This is a genomic window from Paenibacillus sp. 01T47 (assembly GCF_056398245.1).
On record NZ_JBFTPA010000008.1, the window covers coordinates 190,895 to 205,710 of the forward strand.

The following is a 14,816-nucleotide window of genomic DNA, read 5'->3' on the forward strand; positions in this document are numbered from 1 at the left end:
TTCTACCCTATTATTTGTGCTCATAGAATGAACCATCAGGACCCGTATTAAGAGAGAGGGGGGCGGCGGCAGCTGCTTCCTGCTTCCTTTTTCCGGCCAAGATGGAAGGAGAGCACATGAGGCGAAGAAGAGGGACGTTTTCAATAGTTTCGATGATCGATCGTATACGGACAAGCAGACCGATGGCCTTGTTTGCAATCGGAGCGATGCTTGGTGCTTCTGTCATTCTAGTAAGACTTTCAGTTGATGAGCTTCGCGATGCGCAGGCTGCTAGGTCTTTAACAGACAATGCTGCTATTAAAGCGGGCAGCCAAGCGATACCGAAAACGAGCGTGTTGGATGATGCGGATGCGCTCATTCCATCTTCTGAAAATGATCTTTTAAATCGGCCAACGGCTGGTGATGGGAAGAATGGAGAAACGCTGGATGCGATTGATCGTCTTGTCATTCGTGTTTATTTGACGAAGGAAAAGCGGATAGAGCGAGTTCCGCTTGAAGCGTATGTTCGCGGTGTAGTAGCTGCGGAAATGCCAATCGGCTTCGAGCTTGAGGCGTTAAAGGCGCAAGCCATTGCAGCACGTACGTATATGATTCGTAGAATTTTTCTTGGCAATGACAGCGGAGTTCCGGTAAAAGGAGCGGATGTGACGGACACGACCGATCATCAAGTGTATATTTCAGTTGCAGAGCTTGCAGCCAAATGGCCAAAGAATGAGCAGAAAAACAATATGAGCAAGCTTAATGAAGCGATCTTTCAGACGAAGGGCAAGGTTATCACTTATAAAGGCGAACCGATAGATGCCGCTTTCTTCTCTACCAGCAATGGATTCACTGAAAATTCGGAGGACTATTGGACGCAAGAAATTCCATATTTGCGCAGCGTGGCAAGCCCATGGGACAAAGAGCTGTCGCCGAAATATAAAGAAACGGTCAAGCTGTCACTTAACGAGTTTTACAGTAAGCTAGGAGTATCAAAGAAGAACTCTGCCAAACCTTCTATTCGTGTAATAGAGAAGACGGAAGGAAATCGAATCAGCAAGATGATTATCGGAGACAAAACGTTCACAGGCCGAGAAGTGAGAGAGCTGCTAGGACTTGCTTCCTCTCAATTTATTTGGAATATAAAAGATAAATCGATATCCATAACGACTTTTGGTTATGGGCATGGAGTCGGCATGAGCCAGTGGGGAGCCAATGGAATGGCGCAATCAGGGGCAAAAGCCGAAGCTATTCTGGCTCATTATTATTCTAGCGTTCAAGTGGAACAAGCTTCGAAGCTATCGGAAGTGCTGAGAGCTCGCTCGTAATTTGAACTCTTTCAATATTTCGTATTCACCTCACGTATAAACCTAGCAGATCTGGTAACAATGGCTAGTGAGGTGATAGAAAATGAATGATCAAAATCAAAGTAAACCGAAGCAAAGACCAGAAGAAACTCCCAAAACTGTTCTGGGAGGAACGTCTGCCGCCAAATCTAGCAGTGGATGGAAGAACCTTTTTGCAAAGCGATGGGTATCTCCAGCAATCTTCATGGCCGCGGCAGCAATTATCGTAACCTTAATGTGGATCTATCAGGGGGCGGATACAAAACCGACAGCGACAACAGGAAAAACCGAGCCTTCTGAAGTTACACAAGGGGAAGCGTCAGGAACGCAAGGCAAGGATGAAGAAGTGCAAGAAGTTATTGCTGCCAACGAATCGATCCATTGGCCGCTAGCTGACAAAACAGTGCTTAAAGAAGAGCTTCCATTCTACGATGCAAAAGCAAGTGACGCAGAACGCGAAGCTGCATTGATCCAAACGGGTGACAAGTTCTCTCCTCATATGGGTATCGACTTTGTTGACCCAAATGGAAAAACATTTGATGTGCTTGCAGCATTATCAGGCAAGGTTACTTATGTGGAGCAGCATCCAACTAATGGCAACTCCGTCGAAATCACACATGAGGGCGGTCTAGTGACTGTTTACCAAAGCTTAGCGGATGTAACAGTTAAAGAAGGCGATGATGTTACGCAAGGAACAATAATCGCAAAAGCCGGTCGCAATGATTTGGAACGCGATTTGGGCATCCACCTTCATTATGAAACAAGAAGCAATGGCAAGGCGATAAACCCAAGCTCGTTAGTCCAAGAGTAATACAAGTTAAACCATAACGTCAGGTTAGTAAAAATAGGACTTTAGTCGTACAGGCGGGGAGCAATTCCCTGCCTGTTTTACGTTTTTATGAAAATTTATTCACATTCCTGCCTGTCAAGCTTGGCCACAACGAATATATACGGTGCCTACTCATATAATGTACCAAACTATCTCGAGTAGGGAGGCGGGAACGTGCACGATTACATTAAGGAGCGAACCATTAAAATAGGCCGCTGCATCGTGGAAACGAAGCATACGGTGCGGACGATCGCCAAGGAGTTTGGTGTGTCTAAAAGCACTGTGCACAAGGATTTAACTGAGCGGCTTCCTGAAATAAACCCCGATTTGGCCGATCAGGTAAAGCACATTCTCGAGTACCACAAATCGATTAGGCATCTGAGGGGGGGAGAAGCGACCAAAATTAAATATAAAAAAACGAGTACAAAAAAGCGTGAAGTACTCGCAGCAGGCAAGCATTGAAGTTTTTTCACGAATTATAGAGGAATTTTGTCTTTTTTGGCGAATAATAAACGTTAGCGGTTTCTGTGTCAAGGGAACCAAATGTACGTTTTGTAATTATTATTCGTTGGGGGACTTAAGCCTTATGTTGAGCAAGGATATTGGGATTGATCTTGGTACTGCTAATGTATCCATACATGTAAAAGGAAGAGGCGTTGTTCTCGATGAGCCTTCTGTAGTTGCCATTGAGAGTGATTCAAAACGCGTGCTGGCAGTTGGCGAGGAAGCGCATCGCATGGTAGGCAGAACGCCGGGCAATATTATTGCGATTCGTCCGCTGCGTGATGGTGTTATTGCGGATTTTGAAATTACGGAAATTATGCTTAAAGCATTTATTGATCGCGTGGAGGGACGGAAATGGTTTAGCCGTCCCCGCATTCTTATCTGTGCTCCAACCAACATTACTTCTGTAGAGCAGAAGGCTATTCGTGAAGCTGCAGAACGCAGCGGAGCAAAAGAAGTATTTCTTGAGGATGAACCAAAAGCCGCTGCGATAGGGGCTGGAATGGATATCTTCCAGCCTAGCGGCAATATGGTCGTTGACATTGGCGGAGGCACGACAGATGTAGCCGTTCTTTCTATGGGCGACGTTGTCACTGCCTCCTCCATTAAAGTCGCAGGGGACAAGTTTGACGATGCGATTATGAAGTTTATCAAGAACAAATACAAGCTTCTAATCGGTGAAAGAACAAGCGAGGATATTAAAATTAAAATTGGTACTGTGCTAGAGGGCGGAAAACAGGAAGAGATTGATATTCGTGGTCGCGACATGGTTTCAGGCCTTCCTCTCACATTAACGATTCGTTCAGGAGAAATTCGTGAGGCGCTTTGGGATTCCGTAATGTCCATCGTATCGGCTGCTAAGGCTGTGCTGGAACGCACGCCGCCTGAGCTGTCAGCGGACATTATTGACCGTGGTGTTATTTTGACAGGTGGAGGCGCTTTGCTTGGCGGACTAGATTCGCTTCTAGCAGAAGAGCTTAAAGTGCCTGTGCTTATTGCGGAAGATCCGATGCACTGCGTCGTTAAGGGAACCGGAATCCTTCTAGATAACTTGGACAAGCTCGGGAAGAAGTAAAGACCGTATGCGGCTTATATAATAGATGATTTGCGCGGGTAGGGAGCCTTAGGGGGGCGTAGCCGAGGCGTAAATGAGTCATAGGTCGCATGGACAAGCTATTCAGGCAGCCTTGCTTTCAACCGATAACATATATAGCTAGGATCGATTGGAAGCACTAAGGGGGTAACAACGGATGTTAAGAGGATTGTACACCGCGGCGTCAGGCATGATTTCTCAGCAGCGCAGACATGATACGGTGACGAACAATATTTCGAATATTAATACGCCTGGTTATAAGCAGACAAACGCTGTAACTCGTTCGTTTCCGGAGATGATGCTGTCATTGACAGGCGCTGGTCCGGAAAATTTCACCAAGATCGGTAAACTGACTAACGGTGTATTTGCGGAAGAAAGCTTGTCTATTCATTTGCAGGGCGATCTGACACAGACGAACAACTCGTCTGACTTTGCTTTGATCTCCAACATTGAAGTAGACGGGTTGTCCTTTGACGCTTCCGGTAAAAATATAAGCCCGGACGGAGAGATTACTTTTCAGCCTCAAGCCTTTTTTACACTACAGGATCAAAATGGCGAGGTTCGGTATACGCGGGGCGGGAAGTTTACGCTGACCGAGGATGGCTTTCTTATGGGAAGTGACGGCTCGAGCGTGCTTGGAACGAATGGTCAGCCGATTCGGATGCCTGCCGGTGTAGGTCTAGACAGACTTGTACTGACTGATAATCAGCGCTTCGTTGATGCCAATGGGCAAGATATCGGCGTTCAATTGCTAATTAGCCGTGTTGATAATCCGAATATGCTTGTGCGCGAAGGAAACGGAAGCTTCCGATTCTCGGGAGAGGGCGGCGAAGCTGTCGCTATCGCTCCGAATGAACGCGTGGAAGTGAGACAAGGCTACATAGAACGTTCTAATGTTGATACCGCGCAAGCAGCTATTGACCTTATGTCGGCGCTGCGTGCTTATGAAGCTAACCAGAAGGTTATCCAATTTTATGATCAAAGCTTAAGCAAAGCCGTCAACGAAGTCGGTCGCGTGTAACAACAGGTTGAAGTAGCGGAGGTGCACGAAACATGAACAGTTCAATGATTAACGCTATGGTATCGATGAATGGTCTTCAACAAAAGCTGGATCTTCTAGCGGATAACATAGCTAATGTGAATACGGTTGGTTACAAAAAGAAGGAAGCTACCTTTGAGGATCTTCTAACGAACTTAAGAACTCAGCCGGAAGCTTTCAATCAGCCTGGCCGTAAAACGCCGATGGATTTCACACAAGGCTGGGGCTCAAGAATGACAATGGTTCAGCCTAATTTGTCCCAAGGTCCAATGCAGGGAACCGATAAGGACACGGATATTGCGATCGAGGGAAATGCATTGTTCGAGGTGGAAGTGGACAACGCTGGCAACCGTGCTTATACACGCAATGGAGCGTTTCAGTTGACGGTCGGCGCAAACGGTGATACGATTTTGGCAACGGAAGACGGATATCCAGTCGTAGCTAATGTAAGAAATGCTGTGACAGGAAACGTGGTTGAGGGCAATATCGTAGTACCACAAGGGTACAGTTTACGGGTTAATCCAGATGGAACGGTGCTAGGAGTATCTTCCGAGCGCACAATTCCGCTTGGCAGCATTAAGCTGCTCCAAGCTTCGCGTCCTGCGGCACTAACTGCTGTTTCTGATAACCTGTTTGTCGTTGCAAACGGAATTAATGCTGGTGATGTCGTGCAGCAGACCGTGCCGAACTCGGAAAATAACATTGTGCTGCGTCAAGGTTACTTGGAGCAGTCAAATGTCGAGCTGACGGACGAGATCACCGAGCTTATTAATGTGCAGCGCGCTTATCAATTGGCAGCTAGAGCGTTATCGTCAAGTGATACGATGATGAGTCTTACCAACGGGCTGCGCGCATAAGGATAGGATGATGTGAATGAGTATGGCCGATGAGCGAATGGACCACGAAGCAAGCGGATCCGGGAGTAAAGCGGAAGAGAAAAGCTCAGGGAGGCAGAAGCGCGCCAGTCGCGTGAAGGCTGAAGAGAAGAGCTCCAATAAGAAGCAACGGCCCAAAGGGGTAAGCATGCTGCTGTGGCTTTTGCGCAAAAGCATCGTACCGCTCATAATGATCATTATGCTTGTGGCAGGCTTGTACATTGGTTACGCTGTAATAGGCAAGCAGCCTGAGGATGAGGTTTTTAGCTGGGCTACATGGCAGCATCTCTATGACTTAGTGTTTGCTGAATCGTAATCAATTAAATAGAAGAAGGGATGCCCGCTTTGCAGTGTATGCTGCGCAGCGGGCATCCCTTTTTTTGATAGCCTACATTATTTGTGCAAGTGAGAAACTCGTCGTGTAACGAGATAACGAGCTTCTCACTTGCTGCATTTTTGAACTATTTTACACTTACTCTAATCGTCACGCTTTTACCTGCATAGGTTGCTTTAATGGAGGCGGAACCTTTGCTAACTGCAATGATTTTACCATTAGCCACGGTTGCGACACTCGCTTTGGAGGATGTCCAAACGGCATTGTCGGTAACGTCAGCCGGGTTTCCAGTCGTAAAGTTAGCTTGCAGCTTAGCCGAATAGCTTCCTCCCGGGCTGAGCTGAACCGATTTGCTGGATAGAACAAGTGATTTCAGTTTAGGCGAAATCACGATAGGAACGATGACCGTTTTGCCTTGGTATGAACCAGTAATCTTAGTTGTTCCTACGGCAATTCCTTTAACAGTGGTACTGCTAACGGTTGCGATATTAGGATTGCCAGACTCCCAGTTCATTTTTGAACCTAGTGAAACCTGCTTGCCGCTCTTGTAGTAACCTGTAACCTTAACGGATTTGGATTTTCCAGGGTAAAGGTCTAGAGAGATAGGGTCAACAACAAGCTTGACGATTTCTTCCTCTATTCTTACACGTACCGTTACGCTCTTAGTCAGGTATGTAGCAGTGAGCGTGATGCTTGTCACATCTAAGCCCTTCATCGTCGTTTCTTTCAATACGATATCGTCTGATGAAGCCTTCCATTTCACTCTGCTTGAAATATTCTCTTCTTCTCCGTCTTCATTAATAACGGTTACGGAAGGGAAAGGCGTTTCTTTTCCTAAAATAATGCTAAGTTCCTTAACGTCGGCAATCAGCTTTAACGGCTTCATGTGAACGACTAATTTTACATCCGCTTTATAGTTTTGAAGAGATGCTGTAAGAACGGACTCTCCGAGTGTTTTGGCTGTCCATTGACCATCTTTAATCGTTGCAATCTTCTCATCTGCGGATGACCATTTTACGATTTTGGATACATCTACCTTCGAGCCATCAAATGTTGTTGCCATGACTCTAGGAAGATCCTCGCTAATATCGGTATAACCATCGATAGTTTCCGTTTCAATACTAAGTTCAGTTATGCTCGGATACACTGTAATCTCGATGCTGCGGCTTACACCTTTGTAGCTGGCTGTAATTTTAGCAGAACCAACGGATTTAGGGCTAACCAATCCATTTGATACAGTAGCGACTACAACGTTTGAAGACGTCCAATCGGCTTTATCAGTCACATTTTCAGGATTACTATTAAAATTATCTAAAACATCTGCTCGTACCTGTAGTGGTTTGTCCTGAAGCTGTAGATGGTATTCCTTCTCTGGTGAGAGCTTGATTGATTGGTAAGGTGTACGTATGACCACATCGATCGTTGTACTAACCCCTTTGTGGGATACCGTAATCGTCGTTTTTCCAGCGCTTACCGCTGCGACAACGCCTTTTTTAACCGTTGCTACTTTTTCATTAGAACTTACCCACTTAGCATCGTCTGTTACGGGAAGCGTTCCACCTGTCTTCAGATCGACGGATGCCGTTAATACTTTGTCTTCATCGCCGATGTCAATTTCGACGAGCTTGCCAGAAGTGCCTGAATCGATCGTAATCGACTTGTAAGGTGAAGTTACATTTAATGTAATTGCATCGGATTTGCCTTTATACTTTGCCGTAATTGTAACGGCCCCAACACCTAGCAGCTTAATAACACCTTCATCTACGGTTGCGATCGCAGCATTCGATGTTGTCCAAACAGCATTGCGTGTCTCATTTTCTGGCTCTTTGTTTCCTTTCAAGCCGTTTAGCGTGAAGACCAGATTTTGACCAATCTCGATATCCAGCGTTGTTGGAGCGGTTACTCCGTTCTGCATCAAGCTTACGGAATCATAGATATAGTCTGATGAAGCCTTGATAGAAATGGTGAAGCCTTTATAAGTAGCGCTTATCGTTGCGGTTCCTTTGCCCACACCTGTTAAGACGCCTTTTTCCACTTTGACGAAAGCGGTATTGGATGATTTCCATGTCGCATCGGCAGTAACATCTTTTCTAGTGCCTGAACCTGTTGCGAAAACGGCTAGATTAACCTTATCATCTTCAACAAATGTTTCCAGTGATGATGTGTTGCTGTTGTAATCCGATGGGTCATAGGTGAAATCAAGGCCGGTAACCGTATCTTCTGCTGCGTTGACAATGCCGGTCATGGAAGTCATAACCATTACGATTGCAATTGTAGCTGCAAGCCACCTGCGAGTTATTTTCAACGACTTATTCAAGCGTAAACTAAAATTCACTACATCCCTGTCCTTTCTTGTTTAAAGTAATTGGTATTCTATTTATAACGGTAAGAAGATGGTGAAAATGAATAACGATCACAAAATGTATACATAAAAAAATTGCAAATAGTCAGTTAGAACTAACTTCTGCAATTTGTTCCGCTTATTAGGAACAGCGGATAGTTTTATTTTTACGGGAGGTAGTTGTATAATAGTTGGGAACCATGGTGGACCGTCAGTTATAGGTAGAGGAGCGTGAATAGTTGAATCTGCCGAATCTATTAACATCATTGCGTTTTTTATTAATCCCTGTCTACATCGTGATATTTGCGGAAGGACATATGATTCCTGCCTTTTTGATTATGGTTGCTGCCGGTATTACCGATGTTCTTGATGGTTATATCGCACGCAGAACCGGTCAGATTACAACGGCTGGAATGATGCTTGATCCGCTTGCAGACAAGATGATGCTGATCACTGTTATTGTATCGCTGCTCGTATCCGGCCATATTTCCTGGGCTGCGGCTGCAGCGATGTTTTTGCGCGATTTGGGCATGATAGCGGGGGGATTCTATTTTCACTTCCGAGGGAAAAAGACGGTGCCTGCCAACTGGATGGGAAAGCTGACAACTGTGCTCTTTTATGCAGCGATAATGCTCATTTTCTTTGAAGCGCCGAATGCTCATGTTTATTTGTGGGGCGTTATTGGCTTTTCATTCATTACTTCAATGATGTATATCGTCATGTTTAAAGCGCTGAATAAACACATAACAGAAACACCTACTGGACATTCGTGATCATCAAGTCACTACATATGAACAAAGAGGCTTGGCGGAGGACACTTCGGGTCCAAGCAGCCAAGCCTCTTATCTTAACCTTCATAAACTGCAGTTTATGAGGGATATGTATAGTGTCGTACAGAATGACACTTTTTATACTACCTAACTTAACTATTGAGAGGGGCTTTTTTTCATGTTGGATATTAACCAAATTCAAGAAATCATTCCGCACCGCCCGCCATTTCTGCTAATCGACCGTATTTTGGAGGTTGAGCCAGGCGTACGCGCAGTCGGTCTTAAAAATGTTACGATGAATGAACCTTACTTTGTTGGTCATTTTCCGGGTTATCCGGTTATGCCAGGCGTGCTTATAGTAGAAGCGCTTGCGCAAGTAGGTACTGTAGCGATGCTGATGATTGAAGCCAATCGTGGAAAGCTTGGTTTTTTTGCAGGCATCGATGGCTTCCGTTTTCGCGGTCAAGTTAAGCCTGGCGATACGTTGACGCTTGAGGTCCAAATTACAAGGCTGAAGGGCTCTATTGGAAAAGGACAAGGAACAGCACGGGTTGGCGATCAGATCGTTGCCGAAGGCGAGCTTATGTTTGCTTTATCTAATCCTTCATAAATTAAAATTCATGAATGAAAGAGGCTGCTAAATATGACGAACGAAACGAATGCTAATGTTATTGCTAAATATGAGGCGTGGCTTAATGATCCGTTGATTGATGCAGGAACAAAGGACGAGCTTCGCAGTATTGAAGGACAAGAAAAAGAAATTACGGATCGCTTTTATCGCGACCTTGAATTTGGTACGGGCGGCTTGCGCGGCGTAATGGGTGCAGGAACGAATCGTTTGAATACTTATACGGTTGGTAAAGCAACACAGGGACTTGCAAATTGGCTGCTTGCTGGCAAATCGGCGGATGGAGCGGCTCCTTCTGTTGTTATCGCTCACGATTCCCGCAATAATTCACCTGAGTTTGCACTCGATGCAGCGCTTGTGCTTGCGGGCAACGGCATCACTACTTATTTGTTCACGGCGCTTCGTCCAACACCACAGCTTTCTTTTGCGGTACGTGCGCTGAATGCAGCAAGTGGAATTGTCATTACGGCTAGCCATAATCCACCTGAATATAATGGTTACAAAGCATATGGCGCTGACGGCTGCCAGCTTATTCCTGAGGAAGCTGAACAAGTTATTTCTGCTATCAGTCAAATCGCGGGTTTCGATGAAGTGAAACGGGTTTGCCGCGAAGAAGCGGAAGGAAAAGGATTGCTGCGCTGGCTTGGAGATGACGCCGATCAACAATTTATTGATACGGTTGTTGCTCAGAGCTTGAATGCTGATCTTATTAAAGGTGAAGTTGGAGAAAAAATTAGTGTTGTCTTCACACCTCTACATGGCACAGGCAACATGCCTGTTCGCGAAGTGTTGAAAAAGGTTGGTTTTAAAAATGTACACATCGTACCGGAGCAAGAGCAGCCGGATGGATATTTTAGCACGGTAAAGTCTCCTAACCCGGAAGAGCGCGAAGCGTTCACGCTTGCGATTAAACTGGCGCAGCAGGTGAATGCTGATATCATTATCGGTACTGATCCTGACGCAGACCGTATGGGTGCGGTTGTGAAAAACAATGAGGGCGAGTACGTAGTACTCACTGGCAACCAATCGGGTGCGCTAATGGTTCATTATGTGCTAAGCCAGTTGAAGGAACGTGGACAGCTGCCAGACAATGGCGTAGTGATCAAAACGATCGTAACAAGTGAACTAGGCGCAGATATTGCCCGTTCCTATGGTGTAGCGGTTGAGAACACGTTGACCGGCTTCAAATATATTGGTGAAAAAATGACTCGTTATGAGCAAACAGGAGAGCATACCTTCCTATTTGGCTACGAGGAAAGCTACGGTTATTTAACAGGAACTTATGCGCGTGATAAAGATGCGGTCGTTGCTGCGCTATTAATTGCTGAAGCTGCAGCTTATTATAGCAGTCAAGGAAAAACGCTATATGATGTTCTTTTAGAGTTATACGCTGAGCATGGCTTCTATTTGGAAGGCTTGGAGTCGCGTACACTTAAGGGACTTGATGGCGTACAAAAAATAGGCGCTATTATGGATGACTGGCGTCAAAACCCGCCTACAGAAATCGGCGGCGTCAAAGTGGAGCGTGTGCTTGATTACGGCAAAGGCCAAGATGGCTTGCGTCCGGAAAATGTATTGAAATATTTGCGCGCGGATGGCTCATGGTTCTGCCTTCGTCCATCTGGCACGGAGCCAAAAATCAAAGTTTATTTTGCGGTTAAAAGTGAGTCGAAGGATGCTGCTGTTGAGGCGCTGCAAACATTGCAAGCCTCCGTTATGGAACGGGTAGACTCTACCGAATAGTACAATAATTAACCTGTTTAGAACGGAGGAATTGTGTGTTTTTACGTTGGCAGCAATGGAATCGGCGCGCAAGATTCGCATTATGGATCATTGCAATTATCGGGGTGGCGGCAGCATTGCCGCTCGGTGCCGTTCGTATGGAAATGGAAAAATCGTCGAAGCAAGTAGAATATGTATTTGATTATCGGGATATTATTGAGGTGGCGGAGCGCCAGGCTCGTCCGCAGCAATTTTTAACGGAGAAGCTGGAGATGCTCAAGGAAGCTGGCGTCACTACAATGGCTGTTTATGAGAGCTCTCTGAAGGATCTGCAAATCTCCGGCAGACTTACTTTCTACAGTTCTAGAGATGCTGCATTGCTTCAAAGTAAATTTGAGCCGGTAGGTCAAAACTTTACTTATATTTTGTTCAATGGGCCCAAAGAAGAAGAAATGATTGGTCCGATTGTTCGCGAAGCGCTTGATCGTTCCGAGGCTGTGTATAGCAATTGGTCGTACGGTGGCCGAAATGGCTTAGTTGTTGAGATGCCAATTGCAGAGGCAGTTATGAAGACGATGGATTTTGATCCGATTTCACTTGAAACGATTCATAATGCCGGACTTCAAATATTGCCTCGCTTATCTGACCGTATTAAGCCTTATGATCAGCAGGCAACAGATGCTATGCTTGCGAAATTGAAGGAATACGATGTAGACCGCGTATTGTTCGACGGTGACAAAGTAAAGGGTGCATCCGATCAAGCGATGGATAACAGCCTTTATCAGTTCGGAGAACTGCTCAAAAAATACGATATGGGCGTAGCGACCATAGAAAATTTGAAAAAACCGCAACAAGGCATAAATAAATTAGCTTATATTACAAATTATAATGTAGTCAGATTATATTCATTGTCGGAGAACGACGGTATGACGATGACGCCGGAAGCTATTGCTGATCGTTTTCTTTTAGCGGCGAAGGATCGTAATATCCGGATGTTTTTCTTGAACGGGACAGCTCAGTCCAATACGGATAAAGCAAAGGTGGTTCACTCCTTGGACCGCATTGCTGAGGCAATGAGTGAAGAGGGCGGAATCGTAGATAAACTCTCGGACGCCGGCTTTACGCCAGGCAAGCCAAAACCGTTTGATCATGAGCAGCCTTCTTGGAATAAACCGCTGCGTGCAATCGTTGCTGCGGCTGCAGTAGCACTGATTACTTTGTTAATCGGCGCATTTATTCCAGGCGTTTATATTCCCGTTTATGCGATTGGCTTAGTTGGAAGCGCAGGCTTGTATAAGCTAAACAGCTCGCTTATGGAGCAAGGACTTGCATTAGGTGCTTCAATTGCAGCTCCTACGCTGGCTCTTATATGGGTAATGAATCGGATTTATTCCCGTACCGTTGGCGAGCGTCGTGTTATTGGCGGAACGAAATGGTCAGTAGGAAGAAGCCAGCAAGGGCAGACTCCTCAGCAGCCAGGTGCTGTATATGAGAACGGCAATCGTATGAAATGGATATTCCCTGCCATATCTACGGGAAGACGTTTTGGCCTTGCTCTGAATTGGTTTATTGTGGCGACGCTCATCTCTCTTATGGGAGCGCCGATGATATTCGGATTATTGAACAATATTACGTACAATCTTGTATTGGAACAATTCCGCGGTGTAAGTGTGCTGCATTTGGCTCCGATTATCCTTGTGGCCATTTATGTGTTTTTCTATAACGGTCAAACATCAATCGGAAAGCTGCGCAAGCTGCTTTCACAACCTATTACATTAACGTGGATTATAGTAGCTGGAGTTATTGGCGTTATCGGCTTCTATTACTTGTCTCGTACAGGGAATGGTGGACAAGCACCTGCTATTGAGCTGCTTATTCGCGGCTGGCTGGAAAATACATTCGGCGTACGACCGCGCTTTAAAGAGTTCATGCTTGGTCATCCGCCGCTGCTGCTTGGCTTGTTCCTTGCACTTCGTTATCGTGCGGCATGGCTGCTTGTTATCATTGGTTCGATTGGTCAATTGACGATGGTTGATACATTTGCACATCTTCATACACCACTTCACATTTCGATGATTCGTGTAGCGCTCGGCTTGGGTACAGGTATCATAATCGGATGTATCTTGATTTTGGCATGGCAGATCGTGGAAGGAGCAATTCGTAAATGGGCACCAGCCATCATCCGCAAGTTCGTCGAATAGTAATTTCAGGCTATTATGGCTTCTACAACAGCGGTGATGAAGCGGTACTCAAATCGATATTGCTAGCACTAGAAGAAGAAGGCAAAGCGCAGGGCGTACAAATTCAGCCGATCGTTTTATCAGGTGATCCAGATTGGACAAGCCGTATGTACGGCGTTGAAGCTGTCCGCCGCATGCATCCAGGAGACCTATGGAAAGCATTGAAAGGCAGCGACGGTCTAATAAGCGGAGGCGGAAGCCTCCTGCAAGACGTTACAGGCGCCAAAACGATTCCTTATTATACTGGCGTCATGAAGCTGGCCCAATTGCTGGGTAAGCCAACATTCGCTTATTCGCAAGGGATTGGCCCTGTGATTCGGCGCTGGATGGACCCTATGATTCGCGGAGTAATGAAGCAAAGCGCATATGTATCCGTTAGGGATGAGGAATCCGCTGCTTTGCTTGGACGAATCGGCGTGCCTAGTGATCGGATCGATGTTGTTCCTGATCCGGTCATGGGCTTGCCGCTCCCTGCAGGTTCATCAGCAGTTGGACAAGCTTCCGACCCTACTGCTGCGCCGCTGGTCGGTGTATCGCTGCGCCCCTGGCGCAGTGACGGCGCCGATCTCGAACGCGCCGCCGATGCGCTAGTCGCGCTGTCGAAGCGCATGCCTGTCCGGCTGCGCTTCCTGCCGTTCCACACACCCTCCGACACTGTAGCGTCGGAGCAGGTGCTGGAACGGCTGCGCGGCAGGCTCGGCGACGGTTCCACCGCCGAGCTGGCCGCGCCCGGCGACGACCCCCAGCAAATGCTGCTTGAGGTCAGCCGGTGTGATGCTTTGTTCGGCATGCGCCTCCATGCGCTTATTTATGCCGCCGGCCAAAGGGTTCCCATGCTTGGCCTCTCGTACGACCCGAAGATCGACCAATTTCTGGGTCGACTTGGCATCAAAGCCATCGGCACGACGGAGCAGCTCGATGCCGAAAAATTCGCAGAAGCAGCGGGTTTGCTGCTGTCTGACAAAGAGGGCTGGCAGGCAAAGCACAGGCCAGCAATCGACCTTTTAAAACAACAATCGCAAAGACCGGCGCAACAAATTGTACATTTGCTGCGTCATACATTATCGAGGTGAGTTCCTCTTGTCGAAACAACTACCAACTGTGCCGATATACGGC

The 14,816-nt window shown here is 46.4% G+C and carries 13 protein-coding genes; 12 read left to right on the forward strand and 1 reads right to left on the reverse strand.

Going from position 1 to position 14,816, the window contains the following annotated elements:
- Positions 1 to 116 precede the first annotated feature (116 nt).
- The 7 genes from spoIID to AC1DOV_RS18215 all read left to right on the forward strand — a co-directional run bounded on the left by spoIID (position 117) and on the right by AC1DOV_RS18215 (position 5,981).
- Positions 117 to 1,307 (forward strand): stage II sporulation protein D, encoded by a 1,191-nt coding sequence (gene spoIID, locus AC1DOV_RS18185; protein ID WP_477550665.1) that lies wholly within the window; start codon positions 117 to 119, stop codon positions 1,305 to 1,307.
- 82 nt (positions 1,308 to 1,389) lie between these two features.
- Positions 1,390 to 2,136 (forward strand): M23 family metallopeptidase, encoded by a 747-nt coding sequence (locus AC1DOV_RS18190; protein ID WP_076266223.1) that lies wholly within the window; start codon positions 1,390 to 1,392, stop codon positions 2,134 to 2,136.
- 192 nt (positions 2,137 to 2,328) lie between these two features.
- A complete protein-coding gene (gene spoIIID / locus AC1DOV_RS18195) occupies positions 2,329 to 2,616 on the forward strand; it encodes a sporulation transcriptional regulator SpoIIID (protein ID WP_054025430.1) in 288 nt (95 codons plus the stop codon).
- A 124-nt stretch (positions 2,617 to 2,740) separates the two neighbouring features.
- Positions 2,741 to 3,733 (forward strand): rod shape-determining protein MreB, encoded by a 993-nt coding sequence (mreB, locus tag AC1DOV_RS18200; protein ID WP_477511491.1) that lies wholly within the window; start codon positions 2,741 to 2,743, stop codon positions 3,731 to 3,733.
- Positions 3,734 to 3,908: 175 nt separating this feature from the next.
- Positions 3,909 to 4,772, forward strand: coding sequence for a flagellar hook-basal body protein (locus AC1DOV_RS18205; protein ID WP_076266221.1), 864 nt, complete (start codon positions 3,909 to 3,911; stop codon positions 4,770 to 4,772).
- 32 nt (positions 4,773 to 4,804) lie between these two features.
- Positions 4,805 to 5,647: a flagellar hook-basal body protein gene (locus AC1DOV_RS18210; protein ID WP_076266220.1), complete on the forward strand. Its 843-nt coding sequence runs from the start codon at positions 4,805 to 4,807 to the stop codon at positions 5,645 to 5,647.
- A gap of 16 nt (positions 5,648 to 5,663) precedes the next feature.
- Entirely contained in the window at positions 5,664 to 5,981 is a 318-nt protein-coding gene (locus AC1DOV_RS18215) for a DNA-directed RNA polymerase subunit beta (protein WP_083681610.1), read from the forward strand.
- Positions 5,982 to 6,126: 145 nt separating this feature from the next.
- Here AC1DOV_RS18215 and AC1DOV_RS18220 read toward each other — a convergent pair whose 3' ends face one another.
- Positions 6,127 to 8,334 (reverse strand): Ig-like domain-containing protein, encoded by a 2,208-nt coding sequence (locus AC1DOV_RS18220; protein ID WP_477550666.1) that lies wholly within the window; start codon positions 8,332 to 8,334, stop codon positions 6,127 to 6,129.
- A gap of 245 nt (positions 8,335 to 8,579) precedes the next feature.
- Here AC1DOV_RS18220 and AC1DOV_RS18225 point away from each other — a divergent pair, with 245 nt between their 5' ends.
- From AC1DOV_RS18225 to csaB, 5 genes are all read left to right on the forward strand, one after another.
- Positions 8,580 to 9,113, forward strand: a complete 534-nt coding sequence (locus AC1DOV_RS18225) for a CDP-alcohol phosphatidyltransferase family protein (RefSeq protein WP_475444823.1) — start codon at positions 8,580 to 8,582, stop codon at positions 9,111 to 9,113.
- A 175-nt stretch (positions 9,114 to 9,288) separates the two neighbouring features.
- Positions 9,289 to 9,720 (forward strand): 3-hydroxyacyl-ACP dehydratase FabZ, encoded by a 432-nt coding sequence (fabZ, locus tag AC1DOV_RS18230; protein WP_056631018.1) that lies wholly within the window; start codon positions 9,289 to 9,291, stop codon positions 9,718 to 9,720.
- Positions 9,721 to 9,753: 33 nt separating this feature from the next.
- The gene (locus tag AC1DOV_RS18235; RefSeq protein ID WP_477550667.1) at positions 9,754 to 11,481 is read left to right on the forward strand and encodes a phospho-sugar mutase; all 1,728 of its coding nucleotides are present in this window, start codon (positions 9,754 to 9,756) and stop codon (positions 11,479 to 11,481) included.
- A gap of 35 nt (positions 11,482 to 11,516) precedes the next feature.
- Entirely contained in the window at positions 11,517 to 13,661 is a 2,145-nt protein-coding gene (locus AC1DOV_RS18240) for a DUF5693 family protein (protein WP_477550668.1), read from the forward strand.
- A complete protein-coding gene (gene csaB, locus AC1DOV_RS18245; protein ID WP_477550669.1) occupies positions 13,625 to 14,773 on the forward strand; it encodes a polysaccharide pyruvyl transferase CsaB in 1,149 nt (382 codons plus the stop codon). Before AC1DOV_RS18240 ends, csaB begins: the two co-directional genes overlap by 37 nt.
- Positions 14,774 to 14,816: the final 43 nt, after the last annotated feature.